Genomic DNA, 26819 nt, shown 5'->3' on the forward strand with positions numbered 1-26819 from the left:
TCTCGGTAATCCCGGTCAGCAGATTGCTTTCCGGGATTATGTCTTGAAAAGGATAAATTCATGCGCGCCTTGCAGCTTCTCGACGATCGTCGTCTTGAAATGACCGATATTGCTCCGCCACCTGCCCCCGGCAATGGTGAAGTGACAGTCCGTATCAAGGCCGTCGCACTCAACCATATTGACGTATGGGGCTGGCGCGGCATGGCATTTGCCAAGCGCAAGATGCCTCTGGTGATCGGTGCAGAAGCTTCCGGCGTCGTCGATGCAATCGGCCCCGGCGTATCCAATGTTCTGCCGGGTCAGCTTGTTTCGATCTATGGTGCGCGCACCTGTGGTCTTTGCAAGGCCTGCCGCGAAGGTCGCGACAATCTCTGTGAGCATGTCGGCGGCGTTCATGGCTTCCATCTTGATGGCTTTGCCTGTGAAGCGGTTAATCTGCCAGCACGTTTGCTGGTTCCCGCACCTCCCGGCGTTGATGCCATTGGTGCGGCTGTTGCTCCTGTTACCTTTGGTACGGTCGAGCATATGCTGTTTGATAATGCGAAGCTCCAGCCGGGTGAAACCGTTCTGGTTCAGGCTGGTGGCTCCGGTATCGGTACGGCTGCCATTCAGCTTGCCAAGAAGATGGGCTGCACGGTCATTACCACCGTTGGCTCGGACGACAAGATCGAAAAGGCCAAGGCACTCGGTGCCGATCATGTCATCAATTATCGCGTGGATCGCTTTGAAGGTGTTGTGCGCAAGCTCACCAAGAAAAAGGGCGTTGATGTAGTGTTCGAACATGTCGGTGCAGACACATGGGCAGGCTCAATGCTTTGCATGAAGCGCGGCGCACGGCTCGTGACCTGTGGTTCGACCTCTGGCGTTTCAACCAACATGAACCTGATGCAGCTTTTCCAGCAGCAGCTTAAAATCCTCGGTTCCTTTGGCTGCCGCATGGAAAACATGGCTGATGCGATGCAGAAAATGGCGCAGGGCGTTGTTCATCCGGTCATCGACACCATTGTCGGCTTTGATGACATTGGCACCGCTCTGAAGCGCATGGAAGGCCGTGACGTGTTTGGCAAGATCGTGTTGCAGATCGACTAAGCCTGAATGTTCAAGATTAAGCTTCTTCTCTTCAAGTGGTCACGCAAGCTCAAGCAGTTTAACTACTGGCTTTGGGCGCAGGCCGTCTTTATCGCGCTGGCTCTGCTGCGTCTCCTGCCTGCGAAAAGCGCAATCCGCTTTTCTGCATGGTTTGCGCGCAAAGTAGGCCCACTCACGCCACGGCATAAGGTCGCGACCAACAATCTGCGTCATGCTTATCCTGAGAAGAGCGATGCTGAAATCGAAAAGATCGCCGTCGAAATGTGGGATTCGATGGCGCGTCTTTTCGCAGAATATATCTTTCTCGATGCGATCTTCGATTTTGATCCGAACGCTACAGAACCCGGCCTAATTGAAGTTGACGGCATTCCGATTTTCGAACGTCTGCGTGACGAGACAAAGCCGCACATCTTCTTCACCGCACATACCGGCAATTTCGAGCTTCTGCCGATCTGCGCCGGTACGTTCGGTCTGGATGTAACCGCCCTCTTCCGCCCGCCGAACAATCCCTATATTGCCAAGACCGTTCTCAAAGCACGTAAGACCAATATGGGGCATCTGGTGCCATCAAAGGCTGGCGCCGCATGGTCGCTGGCGCGCGTTCTGGATGCTGATGGCAATGTCGGTATGCTGGTGGATCAGAAGTTCCAGCGTGGAGTACCTTCGACCTTCTTCAACCGTCCGGTTAAGACCAATCCGTTGCTCGCAAAGCTCGCGCGCCAGTATGATTGCGACGTTTACCCGGCGCGCTGCATTCGCCTGCCCGGCGGGCGATACCGGCTTGAGCTAAAAGAGCGCATGGAACTGCCGCGCGATGAAAAGGGTGAGATCGATATCGCCGCGACCGCGCAGCTCCTCAACGATACGGTTGAAGGCTGGGTGCGCGAATATCCTGGCCAGTGGATGTGGTTCCACAAGCGCTGGGGCTAGAAATCAATATCTGCGTTCGGCCAGCAAAGGTCGGACGCTTTTTTGTTTGAATAAGGCAAGTGTTTGCCAAGGGAGACAACCATGCGTCCTATCGCTATCGCCCCATCCATTTTATCCGCCGACTTTGCGCGTCTGGGAGAAGAAGTCGATGCCGTGCTTGAAGCCGGTGCCGACTGGATTCATATCGACGTCATGGATGGGCATTTTGTACCGAATATTACGTTTGGCCCACAGGTGGTGAAAGCAATTCGCCCGCGCACGCCGGCTTTCTTCGACACGCATCTAATGATCGCGCCTTGCGATCCCTATCTTGAAGCTTTTGCCGATGCAGGCTGTGACCTGATCACGGTTCATGCCGAAGCTGGCGCGCATACGCACCGCTCACTCCAGAACATCCGCGCTTTGGGCAAGAAATCCGGTCTGGCGCTCAATCCCGCTACCCCTGTCGAAGCATTGACCAACGTCATTGATGATGTTGATCTCGTACTTGTCATGACTGTTAATCCGGGCTTTGGCGGCCAGAAATTCATTGCGCCGATGCTCGATAAGATCAAACGCGTGCGCGAGATGATTGGCGACCGCCCGATTGATATTGAAGTTGACGGCGGAATTACGCCAGACACTGCCGGTTTGGTCGTTGCGGCCGGCGCCAATATTCTTGTCGCCGGTTCTGCTGTTTATAAAGGCAACTCAGTCGAGAGCTATGCCGCCAACATCAAATCCATTCGCGCAGCCGCAGAAGCAGCACGCTAAACAAGCCACTTTTCCGGTGGAATGCGTTGAGCAGAGCCTTACGCTCTGCTAAACACCGCGTATTCCCTCTAAATACCTGCAGCCCAGCAGACGGGCCGCCAAAACAGGATATGCCCATGATCCCGCGCTATTCCCGACCAGAAATGGTCGCCATCTGGTCTCCCGAAACAAAGTTTCGCATCTGGTTCGAGATCGAAGCCTATGCCTGCGAAGCGCTTGCTGAACTGGGCGTCATCCCGAAGGAAGCTGCAAAGACCATCTGGGAAAAGGGTGATGCCGCCAAGTTCGACGTTGCGCGCATCGACGAGATCGAAGCCGTCACCAAGCACGACGTCATCGCGTTCCTCACGCATCTCGCTGAATTCATCGGTCCAGACAGCCGTTTCGTGCATCAGGGCATGACCTCGTCGGACGTGCTCGACACAACGCTTAATGTGCAGCTCGTTCGTGCCGCTGACCTGCTTCTCGCAGACATGGACCGTGTGCTGGCAGCGCTTAAAAAGCGCGCATTCGAGCATAAGGATACCGTTCGTATTGGCCGCAGCCATGGCATTCATGCCGAACCGACCACAATGGGACTGACTTTCGCCCGGTTCTACGCCGAAATGGTGCGCAACCGTGCACGCCTCGTTGCAGCACGCGCGGAAATCGCGACCGGTGCTGTATCGGGCGCTGTTGGCACCTTCGCCAATATCGACCCGCGCGTTGAAGAATATGTCTGTGAAAAGCTTGGTCTTGAAGCAGAGCCAGTTTCAACGCAGGTTATCCCGCGCGACCGTCACGCCATGTTCTTTGCAACACTCGGCGTTATTGCCTCGTCGATTGAGAACGTCGCCATCGAAATCCGCCACATGCAGCGCACGGAAGTTCTGGAAGCAGAAGAATTCTTCTCGCCCGGCCAGAAAGGCTCTTCCGCAATGCCGCACAAGCGCAACCCTGTTCTGACAGAAAACCTGACCGGCCTTGCCCGTCTGGTTCGTATGTCGGTTGTGCCTGCCATGGAAAACGTTGCTCTCTGGCATGAACGCGATATTTCGCATTCAAGCGTTGAGCGTGCGATTGGCCCGGATACCACGATCACCCTCGACTTTGCGCTCAACCGTCTGGCTGGCGTTGTCGAAAAGCTGGTGATCTATCCGGAAAACATGCTCAAAAACATGAACAAGTTCCGTGGTCTTGTGCATTCGCAGCGCGTTCTGCTGGCACTCACGCAGGCTGGCGTATCGCGTGAAGATTCCTACCGCCTCGTGCAGCGCAATGCCATGAAGGTCTGGGAACAGGGTGCAGACTTCCTCGAAGAATTGCTTGCTGATCAGGAAGTTCGTGCAGCGCTTTCCGAAGAACAGATCCGCGAAAAGTTCGATCTTGGCTATCACACGAAACACGTCGATACGATTTTCAAACGGGTTTTCGGTGAAGCATAAGCCTTCATAAAACGAATCCGAAAAAAGCCCCATGTTTCTGTAAACATGGGGCTTTTTGACATTCAAATCAGGCGCTCTTTTTGATCGTATTGATCACATTGCCCCATGGGTCTTCAAAGACGTGGTTATTACCGCCACGCGTATCTTCCAATTCAACCCATGCCAAACCAGTGCGATCTTTATCGCGCAAGCTAGCACCTGAACTCTGCCAGGCATTGGCACCAATGTGGTGGTGATAGCCGCCAGTGGACAAGAACACGGCCTTGTCGCCATAGGTTTGAACAGTGTCAAAGCCAAGCTGCTGATGCCAGAAGGCTTCCGCATCCTGCGCGTTGCCGACGCGCAGATGAACGTGACCGACCACTGTATTCTGTGGCGCGCCGATCCACTCACCGCCTTCGCGATCAACAACGTCGATAAGGTTTTTGACGTCGAGCGCTTCGGTGCCCATCTTCACGCGATCACCATTCCACTGCCAGGTATCGTGTGGACGGTCGGAATAGATCTCAATGCCGTTGCCTTCGGGATCGGTCAGGTAAATGGCCTCGCTGACATTATGATCCGAAGCACCGGCGACAGGCAGCTGCTTATCGATAGCGCGGCGTGACCAGCGTGCGAGATCGCCACGGGTCGGCAGCAGGAAAGCCGTGTGGTAGAGACCAGCGCTGCGTGGATCATCAGGCTTTGCAGCAGAGAACTGCTCGATTTCCATCAACTCACGGTCGCCTGCGCCCAGTACAATAGAAGCGCCACGGCGTGTCATTTCACGTAAGCCCACGACATCGCGGTAATACTCGGCCAGTGCCTCCGCATCACGTGCCTTAAGGCCCACGCGTGCGACACGCACCGGTGTTGTCATTGCGAAAGGCAAAGGAGCGCTCTTTTCAGCAGTCGCCATATTCAGTGTATCTGTCATTTTATTCTCCTTCGGCGGCATGTCCGCACGCGCGGAAAGGATATTGCTCATCACAGCAGCGCCTGCAGAACCAAGTATCGTTCTTCTGCTTATGGTCATAGCCGTGGAACCCTCTCCGTAATTATCTTCCCTCCAAAGATCACAATTTAGCGAGCGTTTCACAAGATAGCGATCAGCGAACAAGCTGTTCATCATTTGCATCACCTACGCTCGTAAAACAGCGCTATAGCCCAGCTTGAAGATGCATTGAAACAGCTCTAAATAGGGGTCATGAAAGTCAAAGACGCAGATATTCTCATTATTCCCGGCTACACCAACTCAGGCCCCGATCACTGGCAAACCCGTTGGGAGAAAAAACTCTCCACGGCAAGGCGGGTTGAACAGGCGGAATGGTCGAAGCCAGTCAAAGACGATTGGGTTGCACAGGTGGTCAAAGCCGCCAATGAAACAACGAAGCCAGTTGTGCTCGTTGCTCATTCACTTGGCGTTGCCACAGCTGTTCATGCCATTCCGCAAATTCAGCACAAGGTTGCTGGTGCATTTTTTGTTGCGCCTCCCGATGTGGCGAATGAAAAAATCCGACCGAAGCACCTCATGACATTCGGCCCTTACCCACGTGTGCGTTTGCCGTTTCCAACGATTGCCGTTGTCAGCCGCAACGACCCCTTCTCCAGCTTTGAAGCCGCAGAAGACGTGGTGAAGGATTGGGGTGCAATGTTGATTGATGCCGGTGATTCCGGCCACATCAACGCGGACTCAGGTCACGGACCATGGCCCGAAGGCACGATGGTTTTTGCAGAATTCATGACCAATCTGCAACCACCAAAATCACATTAAATCAATGTGTTGTATGCTTTTCTAAACAAAAAGATTCAATTTAACTTTTGAAAACGGCAGATGAAAAATCTGCCGCTTTTCTTTATGAACGAACAGCATCTATCAGTGTTTTTGCGCCAAGGCGCAGATAGCCACCGTCATTTCCAAGTGTCAGAAACTGGAAGCCAAGCGGGATATAACGCCGCGCGAATTCTGCCGAAGGCGAATAGATGCCGGCGAATTTTCCAGCGGCAGCCGCCTTGCGGGCAATTGTGCTGATTGGTTCAATGATGGCTTCGGAATTCGGATTGGCTTCGCGGCCATTGCTCCAGGCAATCGAGAAATCCGCAGGGCCAACAAAAACACCATCAATGCCACGCACATCAAGAATGGCATCCAGTGCATCATAAGCATCGCGTGTTTCAATCATCGCGAAAGCAAGTGTGTCCTGATTGGCCGAGACAAGATAGTCATTCGAGCCCGGTGCGCCGTAATCGGCATTGGCGCGGAACACGCCCCAAGAACGCTCGCCTATTGGCGGATACTTCATTGAAGCGGCAAATTTGCGCGCATCTTCAACCGAGTTAATCATTGGCGCGATAACGGCTTGCGCGCCAAAATCGAGCGCACGGCTTGCCATATCGAAGCGTCCAACAGGAACACGAACAACCGGCGGCTTGCCCGCATTCAGAATCAAGCCAAGACTGCGCAGAACGCTCTGCTCATCATGGCCACCATGCTGCATATCAAGCGTGACCGCTTCAAAGGCGCTATGCGCCAGAACTTCTACAGTGAGTGCTTCCGGCAAGGATGACCATGCAGAAAGAACTGTTTCTCCGGCACGAAGACGCGAAGACAAAGACATGCTTATTCCCCATTACAAATATTCAGGGCGGAAATGCTATCTACATTTCCGCCCCGACATACTGATTAGTCTTTCTGCACTTGCTGAACCGCTTCCTCAAGGAAAGCGAACATTTTTTCACGAATGGTTTCGTCTTCCACCTTCACCCCAGCCGCATCAAAATCAGCACGCAGCTTACGGAATACGTCTTCATCACCTGCTTCTTCAAAGTCGGCTGCGACAACGTCACGAGCATAGGCTTCTGCATCTGCGTCGTGCTTGCCCAACAGTTCTGCGGCCCAAAGACCAAGAATCTTGTTACGGCGCGCTTCTGCCTTGAAGCGAAGCTCGGCATCATGTGCAAACTTGCTTTCGAAAGCGTTGCGGCGTTCATCCATGCCAGTGGCCATTCATACAACTCCCAAGCTGTTAACTTATATAAGATCGTTATCCGTTCTCTTGCCTAAAGCTGGCAAGGAGAGCAAGATTATACAAGTGCCAAACATCACTTTCTTGATTAATATGGCCGTTAAACGCTTAAAACGGGGGAACGGGTGTAAAGCAGGATTGTTAAAAGCCCACAATTGCTATACGTAGCCCGCGAGAATAGCGGCACAAGCCGATCATCACATTTTTGGAAATCCGAGAAAAGCCATGAACCGTCGCCGCCGTATTTACGAGGGCAAGGCCAAGATTCTTTATGAAGGCCCTGAACCCGGTACTCTTGTCCAGTTCTTCAAAGATGACGCAACCGCGTTCAACGCGAAGAAGCATGAAGTTGTTGACGGAAAAGGCGTGTTAAACAACCGCATCTCCGAGCACATCTTTACCCAGCTTAATCGCATTGGTATTCCAACCCACTTTATCCGCCGTCTCAACATGCGTGAGCAGCTGATCAAGGAAGTGGAAATCATCCCGCTTGAAGTCGTTGTGCGCAACGTTGCGGCTGGTTCGTTATCCAAGCGCCTTGGTCTGGAAGAAGGCACGGTTCTGCCGCGCTCGATCATCGAGTTTTATTACAAGGCAGATGCGCTTGATGACCCTATGGTCACCGAAGAGCACATCACCGCTTTCGGCTGGGCAAGCCCTGCGGAAATCGACGACATTATGGCTCTTGCCATTCGCGTCAACGATTTCCTGACCGGCCTGTTCCTCGGCATCGGCATTCAGCTTGTTGACTTCAAGATGGAATGCGGACGTCTGTTTGAAGGCGATATGATGCGCATCGTCGTTGCTGACGAAATTTCACCAGACTCAGCACGTCTTTGGGACATCAACACCAATGACAAGCTTGATAAGGACCGCTTCCGCCGCGATATGGGCGGACTGGTTGAGGCTTATCAGGAAGTGGCGCGTCGTCTCGGCATCATGAACGAGAACGAATCGCCCCGTCCTTCCGGCCCTACGCTTGTGAAGTAAAAATCCGCACAGCCCGGCAACTCGCGTTCCGGGCTGTTTTCATTGTCTTTATTACAGATCAGCAGGAACTACCAAGTGATCAAGGCACGCGTCACCGTTACACTGAAAAACGGCGTTCTCGACCCGCAGGGCAAAGCTATTGTCGGCGCGCTCGGCAGTCTGGGCTTCGAAGGAATCAACTCCGTCCGTCAGGGCAAGGTCTTCGATCTTGAACTCGAAGGCACAGACAAGGCGAAAGCTGAAGCCGAAATCAAGGCCATGTGTGAGAAGCTGCTCGCCAACACGGTCATTGAAGATTACGCAATCGTCATCGCCTGACGCACTGCGGCTGAAACCAAGTTTTTTGCGCGCCTTCAACTCGCTTAAGCAACGATTTTGAAGGGCACTCAAATCAAAGAGACGTAAAACGCCATGAAAGCAGCAGTCGTTCTTCTTCCGGGCCTCAACCGTGACCGCGACATGATTGCGGCCATCACTAAGATTTCCGGTCAGGCACCAATCACCGTATGGCAGACAGATACTTCCATCCCTGACGATGTTGATCTGATCCTCATTCCGGGTGGTTTCTCCTATGGCGATTACCTGCGTTGCGGTGCAATTGCAGCACGTATGCCTGTGATGCAGGCTATTCGTGAGAAAGCCGACAAGGGTGTCATGGTTATCGGCGTCTGCAATGGCTTCCAGATTCTGGTTGAAGCCGGAATGCTGCCGGGTGCGCTGATGCGCAACACATCACTGAAGTTCGTCTGCCGCGAAGTGAAGCTCGAAGTCAGCAATGCAAACACCGCATTCACGCGCGGCTATCAGCCGGGCCAGATCATCCGCTGCCCGGTTGCGCATCATGACGGCAACTATTTCGCCGATGCTGAAACGCTGAAGCGCCTCGAAGGTGAAGGTCAGGTTGTGTTCCGTTATGCTGAAGACACCAACCCGAATGGTTCGGTCAATGATATTGCTGGTATCGTCAATGCACGCGGTAATGTTCTTGGCATGATGCCACATCCCGAGAACCTGATTGAAGCGGCCCATGGCGGCAGCGATGGCCGTGCGCTTTTTGCAGGCGCTCTTGGTATTGCTGCCTGAGCCTGAAAATAATTACACTCATCGCGAAACGGCCTTCGGTTAAACCCGGAGGCCGTTTTTTATTTCCCGGTTAAACCGATACTCAATCCTCTGGCACTCTTTGAAAATTCATGCCAGCTTATGCGGTGGATACTTCCTGCGGCAACCGAATCGGGGAACGATACCGATGCAATTATATTCACGCCCTCTCTCCCCTTATTCCGCTTTTGTGCGCGGCGTTCTTTATCTCAAAGAGCTGCCATTCAAACCGCTCAATCTGTCTTACCCATTTCCTGCTGATTTTGGCGATGTGACACCGCTCAAGCGTGTTCCTGTGCTGATTACCGGCTCGGGCGAAACGCTGTTTGAAGCAATCGTCATTGCTGAATATCTTGAAGATCATTATCCAGACACGCCTGTCCTGCCCGGAAGCCCGCGCGAGCGCGCTCTGATCCGGCTTCTGGCACGTATTGCTGAAATCGATATACTCGAACCGGCAATGAAGCTCTTTATTCTTCAAAGCAAACCAGAACGAGACGCGGCAACGATCGAGCGGCTTTTCACGAAGCTGCATAAGGGCCTGAGTGTTGTTGAATCGCGCCTGACCGATCATGATTTCGCACTCAATGATGCGCCGACACTTGCCGATGCATGGCTGCTGCCCGTGCGTTTTCTCATGGAGCCACTCAAGAAGCTTTCTGGAAAAGACGATTTGCTGGCGGCTTACCCAAAATTCGACACATATGCCGTGAAAGCAACGCGCGACCCTGCATTCGAACTCATATGGAATGAAATGAGTGACGGATTGAAGGCTTTCATGCCGCAACTTGCTTGAATGATCTCACCTGACACAATGTGAGCTTTTAGGGTTCGCGTTAACACCTTGTTTCTACACGCTTATCGGCTGGCCAATTTCTGCGCTCTGCCGAACGCGTTTTGATGGAGTCTTCCTTGAAGAATAAGACCATTGCGCTTGTCGCTCTGCCTGCTCTTGCGCTTTTTTCAGCCTGCTCGCCAACGCCTGCCCCCGGCCCTGTTGCCCTTGATTCGAATAAGGCAGCGCTGCCAACCATGGAGCGCATTGCGCTAGGTGCCAACAGTTGCTGGTTTAAATCAAAGGACAAAGGCTTCCGCGGTTATGCATTAGCGCCAGAGTTGAATTCATTTACTGGCCGTCCGCGTATTCTGGTGGTTCCGTCGCGCAATCTTGCAGGGCGTCCCTTGCTCGTTGTTCAGGCCCAGGGCAATCCAGCCCGGATCGAGGCCTTTGGTCCTATGATGCAGCAGAGCCATGGCAGCCGGATCGCTACGGATATCAATCGCTGGGCATCAGGCGAAAAGGGCTGCTGACCGGATAAATAATTAGCGGATATGGAAGCGTACCTTGCGCGCTTCCATGTCAGCGTCCACCCGCGTAATACCAATATCGCGCAACTGATCGTCCGTGAGGTTCATCAATTGAATGCGGCTGCGGCGCAGCATGGCACGCAATTTCCACCATTCGACAAAGCGCTGCCAGACAGAGCGGGAAGCATAACAAAATTCACTTTCCCGCGCGATGATTGTATCAATTGTATCTATTTCATCATGCTTAATTGACGTATATGTCATAGCAAAGAGCCTTTTATATGGGCAAAACCGCTATTTCACGTTCGTTTGACGCTTGACTGCTCAAATACAATTGACTCAAGAACCGACACAATGCTTATATTGTGACCATGACAAATTGGCTCCCCGATCTCACCGGCAAGTCCGGTCCGCTTTATTTGCAACTCGCTGATGCGATTGAAGAGGCAATTGCCAACAACTCTTTGCCAGCGGGGCAGAAACTGCCACCCCAGCGCAACTTGGCCTTCGATCTAAAGGTGACAATCGGTACAATTGGGCGCGCTTATGCGCTTGCGCACGAACGTGGGCTTGTAACCGGCGAAGTTGGCCGCGGAACCTATGTGCTTGGCAAGACTGATCGAAAGGATGCGCCCCTCGCCTATTCCAGCGATGGCATAGCGGGCACGCGAATTCAGGATGCCCCGCTCGACAAAGGGCGCTTTGACACGACAGCGGCACCGGATATTGGACAGAACGCGGCGCTTGAGCCACTTATCACGTCTGTTATCCGCAATTTCCCGCATGAAATCGTTAATTACACGCGGTATTTTCCGCAACACTGGCTTGAGGCCGGTCGCCAATGGCTCAATCAGGAAAATGCGCCCGCCGATGCGAGCAACATTGTGGTCACCAACGGCGCGCATGCGGGTGCAGTTGCGGCAATTACGGCCTTTACCGCACCCGGTGACAGGATCGTTTTTGAAGATCTCACTTATACACAGGTGAGCCGTTCCGTCCGAATTACCGGGCGACGCATTGCGATTGCCGCAAGCGATGAATACGGAATGATACCGGAAGAATTTGAGCGGGTCTGCAATCAACAGCATCCGACAATGGCATTTCTGATGCCAAGCATCCACAACCCCACACTTGCAACCATGCCCTATGAGCGCCGGGTTGCAATTGCCAATATCGCAGCGCGGCACAATGTCTGGCTGATCGAAGACGACACTTACGGGGTCATGACTCGATCAAATATCCCGAAAATTGCAGACATTGCGCCAGAGCGCACCTTTCTCTTAGGCAGTCTTTCAAAAGCGGTAACGGCTGGTTTGCGTTGTGGCTGGGTGGCCTGCCCTCCGCATTGTGCGCAGCGTTTGAGGGTGACCCATAAGCTGATGACTGGCGGCGTGTCCTTTCTGCTCGCTGAAACGGCTGCTCAAACCGTGCTTTCCGGTCAGGCGAATGCCCTGCTGGACAAGTGCTCTGCGGAAATCGAATGGCGCGAGCGGCTGGCCCGCGAAATCTTTGCCGGTTACGACTTCGTTTCTTCACCGCATGTGCCTATCCTCTGGTTGAAACTGCCCGAGCCCTGGCTTGCCAGCACGTTTAAAGCCGCGGCCTATGAAAACGGATTGCTGATCGATGATGAAGACGAGTTCAAAGCCGGGCGTATCGATCGGACATATCATCGGGTTCGCATCGCTTTTTCCTCGCCGGCCGACCGCAGTGATGTCGAAAATGGCTTCACAGCCCTACGTCAGCTGCTGGAAAACGAACAAGCAGGCTATGAAGGCAGCATTTGAACCGGGAAATCGGCATTTTCCTGTCGCGCTTCCAACAGAGTTAGGTTAAAGAGGCCCCTTGAAACCTTAGGTGTCCGCCCTTCGGCAGAAGTTTCCGGGTACCGCAGCCTGCGACGGGGTCCCTCATCTCCATGACTATTTCCAATAAGCGCGATATCACGCCGGAACTTATCTCTGCCCACGGCCTCAAGCCGAACGAATACCAGCGTATTCTTGATCTGATCGGACGCGAACCAAGCTTCACGGAGCTCGGAATCTTTTCTGCAATGTGGAATGAGCATTGTTCCTACAAGTCGTCGAAGAAGTGGCTGCGGACGCTGCCAACGACTGGTCCCCGCGTACTTCAGGGCCCCGGCGAGAATGCCGGCGTTGTGGATATTGGCGATGGCGACTGTGTCGTCTTCAAGATGGAAAGCCACAACCACCCATCTTACATTGAGCCTTATCAAGGGGCTGCGACAGGCGTTGGCGGCATTCTGCGCGATGTTTTCACCATGGGCGCACGTCCGATTGCAGCCATGAATGCGCTGCGGTTCGGCGAGCCTGATCATCCGAAGACCCGCCACCTCGTTTCCGGTGTTGTTTCCGGCGTTGGCGGTTATGGCAATGCCTTCGGCGTTCCGACCGTCGGCGGCGAAGTCAATTTCGACAAGCGCTATAACGGCAATATCCTCGTCAATGCTTTTGCTGCCGGTCTTGCCAAGCATGACGGCATCTTCCTGTCAGAAGCCAAGGGCGTTGGCCTGCCGGTTGTCTATCTCGGTGCCAAGACGGGCCGTGATGGCGTGGGCGGTGCCACCATGGCATCGGCCGAGTTTGACGAATCAATTGAAGAAAAACGCCCGACCGTTCAGGTTGGTGACCCATTCACCGAGAAGTGCCTGCTCGAAGCCTGTCTTGAGCTGATGGCTTCGGGTGCTGTTATTGCGATTCAGGACATGGGTGCGGCTGGCCTCACCTGTTCTGCCGTTGAAATGGGTGCCAAAGGCGATCTTGGAATCGAGCTCATTCTCGATCATGTTCCGGTTCGCGAAGTGAATATGACAGCTTATGAAATGATGCTGTCGGAAAGCCAGGAGCGTATGCTCATGGTTCTCAAGCCTGAAATGGAAGAAGAAGCACAAGCGATCTTCCGTAAGTGGGGTCTTGATTTCGCGATCGTTGGAAAGACAACCGATGATCTGCGCTTCCGCGTCATTCATCAGGGCGAAGAAGTTGCCAATCTGCCGATCAAGGAACTCGGTGACGAAGCTCCTGAATATGATCGTCCGTGGATGGAACCGGGCAAGCACGCTCCGCTACCAGCAGCCAATGTGCCGCAGGTTGAAGACTATTCCGATGCGCTGCTCAAGCTCGTCGGTTCGCCGGATGGTTCGTCGCGCCGCTGGGTTTATGAGCAGTATGACACGCTCATTCAGGGCAATTCATTGCAGCTTCCGGGTGGTGACGCCGGTGTGATCCGCGTTGAAGGCCATCCCACCAAGGCACTCGCTTTCTCGTCTGACGTAACGCCACGCTATTGCGAAGCTGATCCGTTTGAAGGTGGCAAGCAGGCGGTTGCTGAATGCTGGCGCAACATTACCGCAACCGGTGCTGAGCCGCTCGCTTCGACCGACAACCTGAACTTCGGCAATCCTGAAAAGCCGGAAATCATGGGCCAGCTGGTCAAGGCAATCGAAGGTATCGGCGAGGCTTGCCGCGCGCTCGATTTCCCAATCGTTTCGGGCAACGTCTCGCTCTACAACGAAACCAATGGCGAGGCGATCCTGCCGACTCCAACCATAGCGGGTGTCGGCCTTATTCCTGACTGGTCTCAGATGGCCAAGATAGGCGGCATGCAGGATGGCGACACGCTGGTTCTGCTGGGTAGCGACGGCTCGCATCTCGGTCAGTCGATCTATCTTCGTGATCTGTTTGACCGCGCGGATGGTCCGGCACCAGCCGTTGATCTTGGGCTTGAAAAGCGTACCGGCGAATTTGTTCGCTCGGCGATCCGCAATGGTCAGGTGACAGCCTGTCACGATCTATCCGACGGCGGCCTTGCTGTTGGTGTAGCTGAAATGGCAATCAAATCTGGCAAGGGCGCTGTACTTGATGCCGGTGACGGCCTGCCACATGCAACGCTCTTTGGTGAAGATCAGGCACGTTATGTCGTCTCAGCTACGCCTGAAATGGCAAAGCTGATTGCGCTCAATGCTGAAGGTGCGGGCCTGGCATTCCGCATACTTGGAACAGTTGGCGGTGATCGTCTGAAATTCGGCACGATCATCGATGTTTCGGTCGCAGACCTCACGGCTGCCTTTGAAGGCTGGTTCCCAAGCTTTATGAGCGGCGAAGCTGCGGTCGATAACTAAGCGTTATTGGTCGGCACTGTTACCAATTGACGCCCGGCCGGGAACTCTGTGCCGGGCGTTTGCTTGTCGCTCATTTAAACGTTAGACAGTTGAAGATTGACGTATCACGATGATGCGTTACGATTCGAAACGAACAAGAAGAAGCCCTGAAAGGCAGGAGATTTTGCATGGCTATGGACGCACATGAGATCGAAAAACTGATACGCGAAGGTATTCCTGGCGCAAAGGTGACGATCCGCGACCTTGCCGGAGATGGAGACCACTACGCTGCTGAAGTTGTTGCGGAAAGTTTCCGTGGCAAGTCACGCGTGCAGCAGCACCAGATGGTCTATGACGCACTTAAAGGCAATATGGGCGGCGTTCTTCATGCGCTCGCGCTCCAGACCAGCATACCAGAATAACATATCAGCGCCGCCCTTGATGCGCTTTCAGAAAGCAATATGTGGCGGCGCTATGTTACTGCGGCAAGATGTTGCCCCCAGAACAGCCTGTTTTCGCGCTAATTTGACTTGCTTTCACCTTTAGAGGGTGATTACCAAAGCTCAACTTACTATATTGGGGCAGAGCCTCTCCCTACGCGGGCCGGGACTTGAACCGGCATCCTGAAAGGAACTAAAATGACCGGAATCAACGATTTCATCGACAACGAAGTGAAGACCAACGATGTTGTGCTGTTCATGAAGGGCACACCAGGTTTCCCGCAATGTGGTTTTTCCGGTCAGGTCGTGCAGATCCTCGACTATCTTGGCGTCGATTATAAGGGTGTAAACGTTCTTGCATCCGACGAAATCCGTCAGGGCATCAAGGACTATTCCAGCTGGCCAACCATTCCTCAGCTCTATGTAAAGGGCGAGTTTATTGGCGGTTGCGACATCATCCGCGAAATGTTCCAGTCCAACGAATTGCAGACACTTTTTGCCGATAAGGGTATTGCAACCAAAGCCGCTTAAGGATTAATTATCCCCTCATACGGCTTTTAAAGCTCACCTTTTCTAAAAGGCGCCATGAAACGGCGCCTTTTCTCTTGCCTGACGCATCGTCATGACAGGCATCTGTTTTATAAATTCCGACTGCTCCACCGGCGATCCTCTGACCGGTGTGCCGCTTATCGAGGACTACCCTAATGCCAACCGATATTCAGAAAAGCTCATTGGACCAACAGACGCCCGCGGGTGCACGTGGTGAATTTATTGCGCTTATTGCTGCAATCATGGCGATCAATGCGCTGGCAGTGGACATCATGTTGCCCGGTCTACCCCAAATCGGCACGAGTCTCGGTATTCTATCGGAAAATCATGCTCAATATGTCATCACCGCTTATCTGCTGGGCTTTGGCGTATCACAGCTGTTTTACGGTCCGCTCAGCGATCGCTATGGCAGAAGACTTCCACTTTTTGGCGGCCTGCTGATTTACATTCTGGCAGCACTCGGCGCGGCTTTTGCCACCGATTTCACGACGCTGATCGTGCTGCGTGTTTTGCAAGGCTTCGGCGCGGCAGCAACGCGTGTCATTGCCGTTTCGGTTGTGCGTGATCGTTTTGCAGGCCGTCAGATGGCTGAGGTCATGTCACTCGTGATGATGGTGTTCATGATCCTGCCGGTGATTGCGCCTGCAACCGGCCAGCTGATCATGCTGTTTGGTGAATGGCATCTGATATTCCTATCCATGGCGGTGATGGCTGCGATCGTTGCCATCTGGGCCTATATCCGCCTGCCGGAAACTTTGCCCGTCAACCACCGTCGCCCATTGACGCTGAAAAGCATCATCGGTGGCTTCGGCATTGTTTTGTCTAACCGCATAGCGCTTTTTTACATGTTGGGAACGTCATTCATCCTTGGTGCGCTGTTTGGCTATATCAACTCGGCGCAGCAGATCTTTGTCGATATTTACAATCTCGGCACAATGTTTCCGCTGGCCTTTGCAGCGGTGGCCATGACGCTCGCTCTTGCATCCTTTCTTAATTCACGTCTGGTCGGACGTTATGGGATGCGCCGCATTTCGCAGACGATGCTGCTGGTTTTTGTTGGCTTCAGCCTGCTTTGGGTCGTGCTTTCCCTTAGCCTGAGCGGACCGGTACCATTCTGGATGCTTATGATGATCTATATGACAATCATGTTCTCGTTCAGTTTGGTAACGTCGAATTTCAACGCGCTGGCAATGGAGCCACTCGGCGAAGTCGCTGGTACAGCGTCTTCTGTTCTCGGCTTTACACAGACCGTGATTGGTGCAGCGCTTGGAGCGATCATCGGTCAGGCATTTGACGGAACGACAACACCCGTTGCGGCAGGCTATTGTGTGCTGGGTTTTATCGCATTCATCTGTGTGTTGATTGCCGAACGCGGCAAGATGTTCAGGCAGCATAACAAGCCACTCTGACGAACCGTTGGAAAAGCCCGCCATTTGGCGGGCTTTTTTCATTCTGCAAAAAGGGCCGACTGAATTGCTTTCCAGCTTTCCTTGTCTGGCGCCACCAGAAGGCCGCCGCCTGTATGCGATGGCAGGTAATCGCTCTCATCCCAGCGCGCAAGATAACCGCCTGCTTCCTGATGGATGAGTGCGCCGGGCAAATGATCCCACGGCATCAACTTGTTGTAGCAAGCGAAATGCGCGCCACCCGTGGCGATGATACGATATTCGTGGGCCGCGCAACGATAGCCAATCTGCGACAAAAATTTCGTATGATTGCGCGCAAGGCGCGACCGAACTGGTTCAGCCGTATATTGCCAGGAAACCGATCCCGTCATCTGCGAAATATCCGCTGATGCTGCGACCTTCACAGGGCTCATTAAGCCATTGGCATAGCGGATATGGCTACCGCTGCCCTTTGAAGCGAGAATCCAGTCTTTACCCACAGGATCATAGATAATACCGGCAACCGTCTCGCCTTTGACAACAACGGCCAGCATCACGCCAAACAGCGGAACACCTGAAGCGAAATTAAACGTACCGTCCACCGGATCAATAGTGAATGCGAGCTCTGCATCACCAAGACCATTGAGCAATGTTTCATCATCAGAACAGGCTTCTTCGCCAACAATCAGCGCATTGGGAAAGCGCTCCTTGAGACGTGCAGTGATAAAGCGTTCTGCATTCACGTCAGCTTCGGTAACGAGATCGGCAGCAGACGTTTTCTGGCGAATATCACCCTGCCCCAGTTGGCGGAAGCGTGGCATAATCTCAGCATTTGCGGCTTCGGCCAGAAGGTCTGCCAACCAATCAACCTGCTTTTCGTTAAACTGCACTGGTATTCTCCACGTCAGAACTGGTCATGAGACTTGCGAAGTCAAACAATTTGCGATCCAGCAGATGGCTTGGCCGAACGTTGGTCATGGCGCGGATCATCGTGTCCTTGCGGCCCGGCATCCGCTTTTCAATATCGATCAACATTGCCTTCATTGCATTGCGCTGAAGCCCTTCCTGACTGCCACAAAGATCGCACGGAATGATCGGGAACTGCATGGCTGTCGCAAATTTTTCCATATCTTCTTCCGCCGCATAAGCAAGCGGACGGAACAGCATCAAGTCGCCTTCATCATTAAGAAGCTTTGGCGGCATGGCGGCAAGTCGCCCGCCATGAAACAGATTCATAAAGAAGGTTTCGAGGATGTCTTCGCGGTGATGGCCGAGCACAATCGCCGAACAACCTTCTTCACGCGCAATGCGATAAAGATTGCCGCGGCGCAAACGCGAGCAAAGCGAGCAATAGGTGCTGTTTTCGGGCAGCTTTTGCGTGACGATCGAATAGGTGTCCTGATATTCAATGCGATGTTCGATGCCGTACCGGTTCAGGAAGTCCGGCAGAATATGCTTTGGGAAATTGGGCTGCCCCTGATCGAGGTTGACTGCCAGCAGCTCCACTGGCAACAGACCACGCCATTTGAGATCAAGCAGCAGTGCCAAGAGACCGTAGGAATCCTTGCCACCAGACAGACAAACCATCCAGCGCTCGCCGGGTTTAACCATTGCAAAATCTTCAATGGCCTGACGTGTCAGCCGCAGCAAACGCTTGCGCAGCTTGTTGAATTCAACGGAGGCAGGGACATCGCGGAAAAGCGGATGACAGCCATCAGTGCCGGAATCCTCCGCACTATTGGGATCGAAAGCGTTCATTATGCTTCCTGTACATGAGAGAAACAGATTAACGTCTACATACAGAAAAGCCGCCCTCGGGAAAACCGAGGGCGGCCATTTATTTTTGCTTTCACGCATTCCCTCACGCAAAACCGCTTCGCACTTTTGCTGGAAATGCTCTGAGCCAGAGGCTCAGAATTAACGCGAATAGAATTCGACGACGAGGTTTGGTTCCATCTGAACTGCGTATGGAACGTCAGCCAGGGTTGGAACGCGGGAGTAGGTCGCAACCATCTTGTTGTGATCAACTTCAACGTAGTCAGGAACATCGCGTTCAGCGAGCGCAACAGCTTCGAGAACGATGACGAGCTGCTTCGACTTTTCGCGAACTTCAACAACGTCGCCAGCCTTGAGGCGGTAGGACTGAATGTTGACGCGGCGGCCGTTTACGTTAACGTGACCGTGGTTGATGAACTGACGTGCAGCAAAAATCGTTGGAACGAACTTTGCGCGGTACACGACAGCATCCAGACGCGATTCGAGCAGGCCGATGAGGTTTTCACCAGTATCGCCCTTGCGGCGAGCTGCTTCGTCATAGGTCTTGCGGAACTGCTTTTCCGAAATATCGCCGTAGAAGCCCTTGAGCTTCTGCTTTGCACGGAGCTGTACACCGTAGTCGGAAAGCTTGCCCTTACGGCGCTGACCGTGCTGGCCTGGGCCATATTCACGACGGTTTACAGGGGACTTCGGACGACCCCAAATGTTTTCGCCAAGGCGGCGATCAATTTTGTACTTAGCGGATTCGCGCTTGCTCATCGCATTTCCTTTAAAAAGTTGATGCGCCTTACGGCGCAGACAGGAAACGCGCCCTCCTCTGCCCCTGTTTTCCAGAGACTGACAGAATGAAGCGCGCAGCTGCGATCTTCATCCACGGGACACGTCAAATGAAACGCCGGAGCGATGAAGCTCCAGCGATGGCGGCTTGTAGTCATTAGCGTGTCATCTTGTCAAGGCTTAAGCCCGGATTTTAAGCCATTTGGCCATATATAACCGTGCGCCACGAAGCGTGAAGGAACGACAACTGCCTTATCGACATTAAACCAGGGTGCGTCATATCAAAAGAGGCAAACATGGCCGTTTCTTTCTCTTTCTTTCCCAAAGCGATAACGACCCTCCTCCTCGCATGTTCGATTACGTTGATTTGCGGCGGGAACTGGCCGAGGACTGGAACAGCAAATGCGCAAAATCTTATTGAACGCGCATTAAGCGGAAACACAAAGAAGACCACGCCTCAAAAACGCACCAAAAAGAAACGCAGCACCAGGCAGCAACGATCAAAGCCGCAGTCAGCGCCAGTCACTGTGATTCCAGTTCCCACGCCAGCGCCAGGACGAGAAGCGGATGCGCCACGACGCGAAAAAGAGCCGGCCCAATCGGCAGAACCGGCTAAAAGCAATGTTGAAACACCAAGGCCAGAGAAAAACGAGCGCATCTATCAGGTTGCCTGCCCAGCCCTCATGCAAGGCGACGTGGAGGGAAAGCTCTCCCCACCGATCAATGATAGTCCTCAATGCAGCGCGCAGTCGCCGCTTTCGCTGACTGCAATTGGTAAAGCCCAGCCCCTGAAGTTCGCAAATCCTGTCACAACAAATTGCGCTATGGCTGTTACGCTTGCCAAATGGTCGGAGCATGTCAGTGAAGCCGCAAGCAAGGTCTATGGCAACGATGTGAAAGTCACAGAAGTTGGCACGGGGTCCGACTATCAGTGTCGCAATGTCAATGGTGCATCAGAGGGGCGCGTGTCCGAACATGCATTTGCAAATGCGCTCGATATCATGTCGTTTAAGTTTTCGGATGGTTCTGTGACCGAATTGAAAAGTGGCTGGAACGGATCGGAAAAGGAAAAAGCCTTTTGGCGTGCGGTTCATGATGCGAGCTGCAAACTTTTCATGACGATAATCGGGCCTGAAGGGGACGCCGCGCACATAACAAACATGCATCTTGATCAGGGATGTCATGGAAAAACCTGTCTTGCCCGAATCTGCCAATAAGATATTCTGCACGCAGACAGCGAACATAAAAAATTCAAACTGCCTCACTAATATTATCTTCATTATCGATTTTGCTAACCGCCGATTGGTGCGGTAGCTTTTCCAAGGAAGCAAATCATGAAATCGACCAAGATCATACTTTCCGCAATTTTCGCTTTCGGCGTAGCCGGCGCCGCCCATGCCGACAGTGTTCCGAAGCGTTCAAAAGATTTTACTGGCAATTATCAGACACTTGTCAAGGATCAGCAGGCGTCACCACAGGTGGCTGACTGCGTTGCAAGTGCTTATGATTATGTTAAAAAGAGCAAGAAATATGATCGTCTTGGTTTTACAAAAGATGATATTTCCGCGGCAACAACAAACGACAAATCTGCGAAATTCAGCACAAAAGATGCACGTAAAGTTTCTGCCGTCATTTCCGTACCCGGAGAAGCACGGCGCAAAACTGGCGGCACGCAATGGGACACGATAACCTTGCGCTGCGGAATTAGCGGCGGCAAGCTCAAAGCCATCGAATTTGTACCCGCAAACGGCGCGAAGTAAGCGCTTAACAGATCATAGAAGAAGAGCAGCTGATGATGAGTCAGCTGCTTTTTTTGTCTGAGACGTGCTCGGGAAGACCTTTGTGTTTGGTCTCGGCAAACTCTTCGAGCTCTTTCTCCGTCATTGTTTCATACATTTCTTTTGAGGCGCCAAAGAGTTCACTCTTGTTGATCTCGCCGCGCTTTGCGGCAAGTGCAGCACCCGCTGCTTTTTGCTGTGCTTTTGATTTTGCAGGCATGTTTCATTCTCCTTTGTTGAAACGAGTAACGAGCATTCCGGCATCCGGTTCGTTTGGCTCTGGCCCCATTTATTAAAGCGGGCTTGAGCCTAATCTTCTGCAGCGGCATCAAAACGCCGACGGGCATCGCGCATTTGTTCCCGGTTTTCGACAGCCCACTGCCCCAGCACATCAATCGGCACAGCAAGTGAATGTCCAAGTTCGGTCAGGGAATAATTCACTTCCGGCGGCGATGTTGGGCGCACATGACGCGCCACAAGGCCATCGCGCTCAAGTGAACGCAGCGTCACGGTCAGCATTCTTTGTGAAATACCCTCCACAGATCGGCGCAATGCATTAAACCGCATTGATCCCATTTGCAGATTAAAAATAACGAGGATGCTCCACGTATCGCCCACCCGGTCGAGCACTTCACGAATGGGGCAAAGCCCCTTTCCATCGGGCTCCGATTGAAAAGCAGCCGTCGATGATAGAAGCGGTGTTCCGTTATCCGGTTGGGTCGTGATTTTCATTTTACTTCCCTAAGTGGCCTTGTCGGGCATGCAGTTACCTCCATGTACCCTAATCATGAAAAAGTGCGTTCTTCACAAGGTTTATCATATCGACTACGTAGTTACTATAAAGAACCTGATTATTAAATATCACTTCAGTGACTGATTTGAAAGGAACATGAAATGGCTAAAATCGCACTCATCGGCGCTACCGGCTTTGTCGGCGCTGCAATTCTCAAGGAAGCACAATCGCGCGGTCACAGCGTCACAGCACTTGTCCGCCATACAGATAAGGTTGCGAAACTCGACAATGTTACCGCTGTAAAGGCCGACGTATTCGACACGGATGCGCTCGCCAAGCAAATTGCAGGCCATGACGTGATTATTTCAGCCTTTAATCCCGGCTGGACAGACCGCAATATCCGCGAAAACCACATCAAGGGCAGCCGTTCCATCAACGAAGCTGCCAAGAAAGCAGGCGTGAAGCGTCTCATCGCAGTTGGCGGCGCCGGAAGTCTGGAAATCAACGGCCATCAGCTGGTGGATTCGCCGGATTTTCCCGCCGAGTGGAAAGAAGGCGCGCTTGGCGCACGCCAGGCACTCAATGAACTGCGTGAAGAAAAAGACCTCGACTGGACCTTTGTTTCGCCCGCAATCATTCTTCAACCCGGCGAACGCACCGGCAAATATCGTCTTGGCGCAGACGAGCCAGTCTTTGATGACAAAGGCGAAAGCAAAATCTCGGTTGAAGATCTGGCCGTGGCGATTGTCGATGAAGCAGAACAGGGCAAACATATCGGCAAGCGTTTCACTGCTGCTTACTAAAAACATGGAAAAAACCGGCCAATTCTAATTGGCCGGTTTTTAGAGCATTTCCTGCTTTGTTTGAATCGCTGGAAATGCTCTATATTTTTTACGCATTATCCCACGCAAAACCGCTTCGCACTTTTGCTGGAAATGCTCTGTTTGTTGTCACGCATTGTCCTACGCAAAACCGCTTCGCACTTTTGCTGGAAATGCTCTGTTTGTTGTCACGCATTATCCTACGCAAAACCGCTTCGCACTTTTGCTGGAAATGCTCTGTGTGTTGTCACGCATTATCCTACGCAAAACCGCTTCGCACTTTTGCTGGAAATGCTCTAGACCAGCTCGACGTCAACAACGCCCGGAATAGCTTTCATGGCACTCGCAATCTGTGGACTGACGCGATAGCGGTGTGGAAGTTCGATCTCCACTTCACGCTGCCCCTCTTCCTTGATTACGATCAGGCTTACCTGTCCATCGCCGCGCGTGTTAAAATGCGGAACGATACTTTTCACCGCTTCAGCCGAGCGTAGATAAAGCCGCAATGCCTTTTGCATTGCGCAAGCCCGATCCTCCAGCGATTGCACGGTCTGGATGCGAAGCCCGATACCCTCCGGGCGATTTTCTGCGGCAACCGTAATAACGACAGACTTACCGCTTTCCAGAAGATCACGATATTGCGCAAGACCTTCCGAGAAAAGGACCGCTTCAAACTGGCCAGTGGCATCGGACAACTGCACAATGCCCATCTTATTGCCTGTGCGGGTCTTGCGCTCCTGCCGTGTCGTCACCGTACCCGCCAGACGCCCGGCATTTGCGCCGCGCTTGACTGCTGCCGAGAAATCAGCCCAGCTCTGTACACGCATGCGATCAAGCACCTGACGGTATTCGTCAAGCGGATGCGCAGAAAGATAAAAGCCAACCGCCTGAAACTCGCGATGCAGCTTTTCCGAAGGCAACCAAGGGGCTGCCTGCGGAAGGATCAGGGTTTCCTTGGGCGCGCCGGAAAGACCAAAAATATCCGATTGACCGCTGGCCGCATTTTCCTGTGTGCGTTGGGCAAACCCCATGATGCGGTCCATGCCAGCGCTCATGGCCGCACGGTCGCGACCGAAACAATCGAGAGCGCCTGCATTGATCAGGCTTTCCGTCACGCGGCGATTGACAATTTTCGGATCAATCCGCTCAAAGAAATCTTCAAGGCTTTCAAACGGCTTTTCGGCCCGCACACTGACGATATGATCAACGGCGGCTTCACCAACACCTTTGATTGCGGCAAGCGAGTAGAAGATCTTCTTCTCGCCAACTTCGAAGGGACGAAAAGACGTCATGACCGATGGCGTCACCACATCGATCCCCAGACGATTTGCATCGCGGCGGAAATCATTCAGCTTATCGGCGTTCGACATATCATATGTCATTGAAGCGGCGAGAAACTCAACGGGATAATGCGCCTTCATGTAGGCGGTCTGATAAGATACAATCGCATAAGCAGCAGCGTGCGACTTGTTGAAGCCATAGTCGGCGAACTTGGCCAACAGGTCGAAAATCATATTCGCCTGCGCCTTGTCGACACCGCCTTCAATGGCACCGTCCACGAAGCGGACGCGCTGCTTGTCCATTTCTTCGCGGATTTTCTTACCCATGGCGCGGCGCAAAAGATCAGCTTCACCGAGCGAGTAGCCCGAAAGAACCTGCGCGATCTGCATCACCTGTTCCTGATAAACGATAACGCCCTGCGTTTCTTTGATCAGGTCATCAATCTTTGGGTGGATGGAGGCAATCTCCTCCTCACCGTTCTTGCGCGCGTTATAGGTCGGAATGTTTTCCATCGGACCCGGACGATAAAGCGCCACGAGCGCAATAATATCCTCAATGCGGTCCGGGCGCATGCCGAGCAGCGCCTTTCGCATTCCGGCACTTTCCACCTGAAACACGCCGACCGTTTCGCCACGCGAAAGCATTTCATAAGTCAGTTGGTCATCCAAGGGCAAGCGCGACAGGTCAATCTCAATGCCTTTACGCGCAACAAGCTTCACTGCCGTCTCAAGAACCGTAAGCGTTTTCAGACCAAGAAAGTCGAACTTGACCAGACCGGCCTGTTCGACCCATTTCATATTAAACTGCGTGACCGGCATATCCGAGCGCGGATCGCGATACATCGGCACCAGTTCAGACAATGGGCGATCACCGATAACGATACCGGCTGCGTGTGTCGATGCGTGGCGATAAAGCCCTTCAAGCTTGAGCGCCATATCGAGAAGACGGCCGACAACCGGCTCTTTCTCACGTTCCTCATTAATCTTGGGTTCTGTTTCAATGGCCTGCGCCAGAGACACCGGATTGGCCGGATTCTGCGGCACAAGCTTGCAGAGACGGTCGACCTGCCCGTAAGGCATTTCGAGAACGCGACCCACATCACGCAACACAGCGCGCGCCTGAAGTGTTCCGAAAGTTATGATCTGTGCGACCTGATCGCGACCGTACTTTCCCTGCACATAGCGAATGACTTCTTCGCGCCGATCCTGACAGAAATCGATATCGAAGTCTGGCATCGATACGCGGTCAGGATTGAGGAAGCGCTCAAACAGCAGCGAAAAGCGCAACGGATCAACATCAGTAATCGTCAATGCATAAGCGACGAGAGAGCCCGCACCCGAACCACGACCGGGGCCAACAGGGATCCCCTGCTGCTTGGCCCATTTGATAAAGTCCGCAACAATGAGGAAGTAGCCCGGGAACTTCATACGCGTGATAATGCCGATCTCATAATCGAGACGCTCGGCATATTGTTCTTGCGTATACCCTTCAGCAAGCCCGGCTGTTTCCAGCCGCATCTTCAAACCTTCGCGCGCCTGTCGCGCCAGTTCTTCGGCCTCCGCCTGAACTGCGGCTTCGGGATCGTCGGATTCACCCGTGAAACGCGGCAGGATTGGCGCTCGTGTCTGGGTGAACCAGCTGCAACGCTCCGCAATTTCAATCGTGTTTTCGAGCGCTTCCGGCAGGTCGGCGAACAGAGCCGCCATTTCTGCGCGGCTTTTCAAGTGGTGGTCCGGCGTCAGACGACGGCGATCATCATTTGAAATAATTTGCCCTTCGGCGATGGCGAGCAGCGCATCATGCGCTTCAAAATCCTCTGCCTTAAGGAAGAAAGCTTCATTGGTCGCAACGAGTGGCAATTCCATTGCATAAGCAAGTTCAACGGTCTTCGCCTCAAGCGCACGATCATAACCTGCCTGCCGCTGCAACTCGACATAAAGCCGGTCACCGAATGCTTCTTTCAGAAAAGCCAAACGGCTTTCTGCACGATCCGGGCGATCAGCGGCAAAAGCGCGTCCGATTGGTCCAAGAGGGCCACCGGAGAGAACAATCACATCTTCTGACAGGCCAGCCAGCCACCCAGCATCGACATGCACAGGGTCGCCCGAAGGCGTGTCGAGAAATGCGCGGCTGACGAGCCGGACAATATTCGCATAACCTTCCTCGGTCGAAGCGAGAAAAACCAAGGGTGCCAAGTCGAGAACCAGACGGCGATTGGCACTGCGGCTGTTATCATTGTGATCGCCGAATGCAACATCGAGCTGGCAACCGATGATCGGCTGCAAACCATCCTTAGATGCCTTCTGGGCGAACTCCAAAGCACCAAACAGATTGTTGGTGTCAGTTATCGCGATGGCCGGTGCCTGATCGGCAATCGCCTGTTTGATGATCTTGCCAACAGGCAAGGCGCCTTCAAGCAAGGAATAAGCAGAATGCACTCGCAGATGAACGAAACGAGGTGACGTCATATCCTCGCCCGCACGCATGCTTGCTGTATCATTCATATTCATTCCCCGATCTTTGCAGAGCTGACTGCGCCGCAACACCATGATAGCGAAA

The 26819-nt window shown here is 53.1% G+C and carries 28 protein-coding genes; 18 read left to right on the plus strand and 10 right to left on the minus strand.

Annotation, left to right across the window (positions count from 1 at the left end; genetic code table 11):
- Window positions 1-60 precede the first annotated feature (60 nt).
- The 4 genes from VBH83_RS05450 (at window position 61) to purB (ending at window position 4196) form a co-directional block, all read left to right on the plus strand.
- Window positions 61-1089, plus strand: coding sequence for a zinc-binding dehydrogenase (locus VBH83_RS05450; RefSeq protein ID WP_250039692.1), 1029 nt, complete (start codon window positions 61-63; stop codon window positions 1087-1089).
- A 6-nt stretch (window positions 1090-1095) separates the two neighbouring features.
- Window positions 1096-2019: a lipid A biosynthesis lauroyl acyltransferase gene (locus VBH83_RS05455; RefSeq protein ID WP_265983595.1), complete on the plus strand. Its 924-nt coding sequence runs from the start codon at window positions 1096-1098 to the stop codon at window positions 2017-2019.
- Window positions 2020-2100: 81 nt separating this feature from the next.
- Window positions 2101-2772 (plus strand): ribulose-phosphate 3-epimerase, encoded by a 672-nt coding sequence (gene rpe / locus VBH83_RS05460; protein WP_265983594.1) that lies wholly within the window; start codon window positions 2101-2103, stop codon window positions 2770-2772.
- A gap of 116 nt (window positions 2773-2888) precedes the next feature.
- A complete protein-coding gene (gene purB, locus VBH83_RS05465) occupies window positions 2889-4196 on the plus strand; it encodes an adenylosuccinate lyase (RefSeq protein ID WP_265983593.1) in 1308 nt (435 codons plus the stop codon).
- A gap of 67 nt (window positions 4197-4263) precedes the next feature.
- Here purB and VBH83_RS05470 read toward each other — a convergent pair whose 3' ends face one another.
- Window positions 4264-5133, minus strand: a complete 870-nt coding sequence (locus tag VBH83_RS05470) for a VOC family protein (protein WP_396996710.1) — start codon at window positions 5131-5133, stop codon at window positions 4264-4266.
- A gap of 249 nt (window positions 5134-5382) precedes the next feature.
- Between VBH83_RS05470 and VBH83_RS05475 the strand changes: the two genes are divergently transcribed.
- Window positions 5383-5949 carry an alpha/beta hydrolase gene (locus tag VBH83_RS05475; RefSeq protein ID WP_265983592.1) on the plus strand — a complete coding sequence of 189 codons (567 nt, stop codon included), beginning with the start codon at window positions 5383-5385 and terminating at the stop codon, window positions 5947-5949.
- Window positions 5950-6031: 82 nt separating this feature from the next.
- Here the strand turns inward: VBH83_RS05475 and VBH83_RS05480 are convergent, their stop codons facing one another.
- On the minus strand, window positions 6032-6799 hold the full coding sequence (locus VBH83_RS05480) for an HpcH/HpaI aldolase/citrate lyase family protein (protein ID WP_265983876.1): 768 nt from the start codon (window positions 6797-6799) through the stop codon (window positions 6032-6034).
- 59 nt (window positions 6800-6858) lie between these two features.
- Window positions 6859-7182 (minus strand): DUF1476 domain-containing protein, encoded by a 324-nt coding sequence (locus VBH83_RS05485; RefSeq protein WP_265983590.1) that lies wholly within the window; start codon window positions 7180-7182, stop codon window positions 6859-6861.
- 244 nt (window positions 7183-7426) lie between these two features.
- On the opposite strand from VBH83_RS05485, the gene purC reads away from it, so the two are divergent.
- From purC to VBH83_RS05510, 5 genes are all read left to right on the plus strand, one after another.
- Window positions 7427-8191 (plus strand): phosphoribosylaminoimidazolesuccinocarboxamide synthase, encoded by a 765-nt coding sequence (gene purC / locus VBH83_RS05490; RefSeq protein ID WP_265983589.1) that lies wholly within the window; start codon window positions 7427-7429, stop codon window positions 8189-8191.
- 75 nt (window positions 8192-8266) lie between these two features.
- Window positions 8267-8509, plus strand: a complete 243-nt coding sequence (purS, locus tag VBH83_RS05495; protein ID WP_265983588.1) for a phosphoribosylformylglycinamidine synthase subunit PurS — start codon at window positions 8267-8269, stop codon at window positions 8507-8509.
- Window positions 8510-8602: 93 nt separating this feature from the next.
- Complete coding sequence (gene purQ, locus VBH83_RS05500; protein WP_265983587.1) at window positions 8603-9274, plus strand: phosphoribosylformylglycinamidine synthase subunit PurQ; 672 nt, start codon at window positions 8603-8605, stop codon at window positions 9272-9274.
- Window positions 9275-9440: 166 nt separating this feature from the next.
- Complete coding sequence (locus VBH83_RS05505) at window positions 9441-10088, plus strand: glutathione S-transferase family protein (RefSeq protein ID WP_265983586.1); 648 nt, start codon at window positions 9441-9443, stop codon at window positions 10086-10088.
- Window positions 10089-10204: 116 nt separating this feature from the next.
- Window positions 10205-10603 (plus strand): hypothetical protein, encoded by a 399-nt coding sequence (locus VBH83_RS05510; RefSeq protein WP_265983585.1) that lies wholly within the window; start codon window positions 10205-10207, stop codon window positions 10601-10603.
- A 12-nt stretch (window positions 10604-10615) separates the two neighbouring features.
- Here the strand turns inward: VBH83_RS05510 and VBH83_RS05515 are convergent, their stop codons facing one another.
- Window positions 10616-10864 (minus strand): DUF1127 domain-containing protein, encoded by a 249-nt coding sequence (locus tag VBH83_RS05515; RefSeq protein WP_265983584.1) that lies wholly within the window; start codon window positions 10862-10864, stop codon window positions 10616-10618.
- Window positions 10865-10971: 107 nt separating this feature from the next.
- On the opposite strand from VBH83_RS05515, the gene VBH83_RS05520 reads away from it, so the two are divergent.
- The 5 genes from VBH83_RS05520 to VBH83_RS05540 all read left to right on the plus strand — a co-directional run bounded on the left by VBH83_RS05520 (window position 10972) and on the right by VBH83_RS05540 (window position 17118).
- Window positions 10972-12387, plus strand: coding sequence for a PLP-dependent aminotransferase family protein (locus tag VBH83_RS05520; protein WP_265983875.1), 1416 nt, complete (start codon window positions 10972-10974; stop codon window positions 12385-12387).
- Window positions 12388-12518: 131 nt separating this feature from the next.
- On the plus strand, window positions 12519-14741 hold the full coding sequence (gene purL / locus VBH83_RS05525; RefSeq protein WP_396996677.1) for a phosphoribosylformylglycinamidine synthase subunit PurL: 2223 nt from the start codon (window positions 12519-12521) through the stop codon (window positions 14739-14741).
- Window positions 14742-14908: 167 nt separating this feature from the next.
- Window positions 14909-15142, plus strand: coding sequence for a BolA/IbaG family iron-sulfur metabolism protein (locus tag VBH83_RS05530; RefSeq protein WP_134153339.1), 234 nt, complete (start codon window positions 14909-14911; stop codon window positions 15140-15142).
- Window positions 15143-15358: 216 nt separating this feature from the next.
- On the plus strand, window positions 15359-15691 hold the full coding sequence (gene grxD / locus VBH83_RS05535; protein WP_265983582.1) for a Grx4 family monothiol glutaredoxin: 333 nt from the start codon (window positions 15359-15361) through the stop codon (window positions 15689-15691).
- 173 nt (window positions 15692-15864) lie between these two features.
- Entirely contained in the window at window positions 15865-17118 is a 1254-nt protein-coding gene (locus VBH83_RS05540; RefSeq protein ID WP_265983580.1) for a multidrug effflux MFS transporter, read from the plus strand.
- A gap of 38 nt (window positions 17119-17156) precedes the next feature.
- Here the strand turns inward: VBH83_RS05540 and VBH83_RS05545 are convergent, their stop codons facing one another.
- The 3 genes from VBH83_RS05545 to rpsD all read right to left on the minus strand — a co-directional run bounded on the left by VBH83_RS05545 (window position 17157) and on the right by rpsD (window position 19629).
- The gene (locus tag VBH83_RS05545) at window positions 17157-17984 is read right to left on the minus strand and encodes an inositol monophosphatase family protein (RefSeq protein ID WP_265983579.1); all 828 of its coding nucleotides are present in this window, start codon (window positions 17982-17984) and stop codon (window positions 17157-17159) included.
- Entirely contained in the window at window positions 17974-18852 is an 879-nt protein-coding gene (gene ttcA, locus VBH83_RS05550; protein WP_265983577.1) for a tRNA 2-thiocytidine(32) synthetase TtcA, read from the minus strand. The genes VBH83_RS05545 and ttcA overlap by 11 nt, the downstream gene beginning before the upstream one ends.
- 159 nt (window positions 18853-19011) lie before the next feature.
- On the minus strand, window positions 19012-19629 hold the full coding sequence (rpsD, locus tag VBH83_RS05555; RefSeq protein WP_265983576.1) for a 30S ribosomal protein S4: 618 nt from the start codon (window positions 19627-19629) through the stop codon (window positions 19012-19014).
- A 314-nt stretch (window positions 19630-19943) separates the two neighbouring features.
- On the opposite strand from rpsD, the gene VBH83_RS05560 reads away from it, so the two are divergent.
- Both VBH83_RS05560 and bspC read left to right on the plus strand, forming a co-directional pair.
- Window positions 19944-20864, plus strand: a complete 921-nt coding sequence (locus VBH83_RS05560; protein ID WP_396996681.1) for an extensin family protein — start codon at window positions 19944-19946, stop codon at window positions 20862-20864.
- Window positions 20865-20981: 117 nt separating this feature from the next.
- Window positions 20982-21407 carry a type IV secretion system effector BspC gene (gene bspC / locus VBH83_RS05565; RefSeq protein WP_265983574.1) on the plus strand — a complete coding sequence of 142 codons (426 nt, stop codon included), beginning with the start codon at window positions 20982-20984 and terminating at the stop codon, window positions 21405-21407.
- 40 nt (window positions 21408-21447) lie between these two features.
- Here the strand turns inward: bspC and VBH83_RS05570 are convergent, their stop codons facing one another.
- Window positions 21448-21645, minus strand: a complete 198-nt coding sequence (locus VBH83_RS05570) for a DUF3008 family protein (RefSeq protein WP_265983573.1) — start codon at window positions 21643-21645, stop codon at window positions 21448-21450.
- An 89-nt stretch (window positions 21646-21734) separates the two neighbouring features.
- A complete protein-coding gene (locus tag VBH83_RS05575; RefSeq protein ID WP_265983572.1) occupies window positions 21735-22157 on the minus strand; it encodes a helix-turn-helix domain-containing protein in 423 nt (140 codons plus the stop codon).
- A gap of 162 nt (window positions 22158-22319) precedes the next feature.
- On the opposite strand from VBH83_RS05575, the gene VBH83_RS05580 reads away from it, so the two are divergent.
- The gene (locus VBH83_RS05580) at window positions 22320-22961 is read left to right on the plus strand and encodes an NAD(P)-dependent oxidoreductase (protein ID WP_265983571.1); all 642 of its coding nucleotides are present in this window, start codon (window positions 22320-22322) and stop codon (window positions 22959-22961) included.
- Between the two features lie 314 nt (window positions 22962-23275).
- Here VBH83_RS05580 and dnaE read toward each other — a convergent pair whose 3' ends face one another.
- Window positions 23276-26764 (minus strand): DNA polymerase III subunit alpha, encoded by a 3489-nt coding sequence (gene dnaE, locus VBH83_RS05585; RefSeq protein ID WP_265983569.1) that lies wholly within the window; start codon window positions 26762-26764, stop codon window positions 23276-23278.
- Between the last annotated feature and the right edge of the window lie 55 nt (window positions 26765-26819).

Source organism: Ochrobactrum sp. S1502_03, from assembly GCF_044435015.1.
In the GTDB taxonomy this organism is placed as follows: Bacteria; Pseudomonadota; Alphaproteobacteria; order Rhizobiales; family Rhizobiaceae; genus Brucella; species Brucella chromiisoli.

Bases quoted from the DNA above. Each gene is read 5' to 3' on its own strand.
- purB (WP_265983593.1), top strand. From the start codon at position 2,889: ATGATCCCGCGCTATTCCCGACCAGAAATGGTCGCCATCTGGTCTCCC.
- VBH83_RS05475 (WP_265983592.1), top strand. From the start codon at position 5,383: ATGAAAGTCAAAGACGCAGATATTCTCATTATTCCCGGCTACACCAAC.
- dnaE (WP_265983569.1), bottom strand. From the start codon at position 26,764: ATGAATGATACAGCAAGCATGCGTGCGGGCGAGGATATGACGTCACCT.
- VBH83_RS05450 (WP_250039692.1), top strand. From the start codon at position 61: ATGCGCGCCTTGCAGCTTCTCGACGATCGTCGTCTTGAAATGACCGAT.
- VBH83_RS05540 (WP_265983580.1), top strand. From the start codon at position 15,865: ATGCCAACCGATATTCAGAAAAGCTCATTGGACCAACAGACGCCCGCG.
- purL (WP_396996677.1), top strand. From the start codon at position 12,519: ATGACTATTTCCAATAAGCGCGATATCACGCCGGAACTTATCTCTGCC.
- VBH83_RS05575 (WP_265983572.1), bottom strand. From the start codon at position 22,157: ATGAAAATCACGACCCAACCGGATAACGGAACACCGCTTCTATCATCG.
- VBH83_RS05530 (WP_134153339.1), top strand. From the start codon at position 14,909: ATGGCTATGGACGCACATGAGATCGAAAAACTGATACGCGAAGGTATT.
- rpe (WP_265983594.1), top strand. From the start codon at position 2,101: ATGCGTCCTATCGCTATCGCCCCATCCATTTTATCCGCCGACTTTGCG.
- ttcA (WP_265983577.1), bottom strand. From the start codon at position 18,852: ATGAACGCTTTCGATCCCAATAGTGCGGAGGATTCCGGCACTGATGGC.
- bspC (WP_265983574.1), top strand. From the start codon at position 20,982: ATGAAATCGACCAAGATCATACTTTCCGCAATTTTCGCTTTCGGCGTA.
- VBH83_RS05570 (WP_265983573.1), bottom strand. From the start codon at position 21,645: ATGCCTGCAAAATCAAAAGCACAGCAAAAAGCAGCGGGTGCTGCACTT.
- VBH83_RS05455 (WP_265983595.1), top strand. From the start codon at position 1,096: ATGTTCAAGATTAAGCTTCTTCTCTTCAAGTGGTCACGCAAGCTCAAG.
- purC (WP_265983589.1), top strand. From the start codon at position 7,427: ATGAACCGTCGCCGCCGTATTTACGAGGGCAAGGCCAAGATTCTTTAT.
- VBH83_RS05505 (WP_265983586.1), top strand. From the start codon at position 9,441: ATGCAATTATATTCACGCCCTCTCTCCCCTTATTCCGCTTTTGTGCGC.
- rpsD (WP_265983576.1), bottom strand. From the start codon at position 19,629: ATGAGCAAGCGCGAATCCGCTAAGTACAAAATTGATCGCCGCCTTGGC.
- VBH83_RS05560 (WP_396996681.1), top strand. From the start codon at position 19,944: ATGGCCGTTTCTTTCTCTTTCTTTCCCAAAGCGATAACGACCCTCCTC.
- VBH83_RS05580 (WP_265983571.1), top strand. From the start codon at position 22,320: ATGGCTAAAATCGCACTCATCGGCGCTACCGGCTTTGTCGGCGCTGCA.
- VBH83_RS05470 (WP_396996710.1), bottom strand. From the start codon at position 5,133: ATGCCGCCGAAGGAGAATAAAATGACAGATACACTGAATATGGCGACT.
- VBH83_RS05515 (WP_265983584.1), bottom strand. From the start codon at position 10,864: ATGACATATACGTCAATTAAGCATGATGAAATAGATACAATTGATACA.
- VBH83_RS05520 (WP_265983875.1), top strand. From the start codon at position 10,972: ATGACAAATTGGCTCCCCGATCTCACCGGCAAGTCCGGTCCGCTTTAT.
- purQ (WP_265983587.1), top strand. From the start codon at position 8,603: ATGAAAGCAGCAGTCGTTCTTCTTCCGGGCCTCAACCGTGACCGCGAC.
- grxD (WP_265983582.1), top strand. From the start codon at position 15,359: ATGACCGGAATCAACGATTTCATCGACAACGAAGTGAAGACCAACGAT.
- VBH83_RS05485 (WP_265983590.1), bottom strand. From the start codon at position 7,182: ATGGCCACTGGCATGGATGAACGCCGCAACGCTTTCGAAAGCAAGTTT.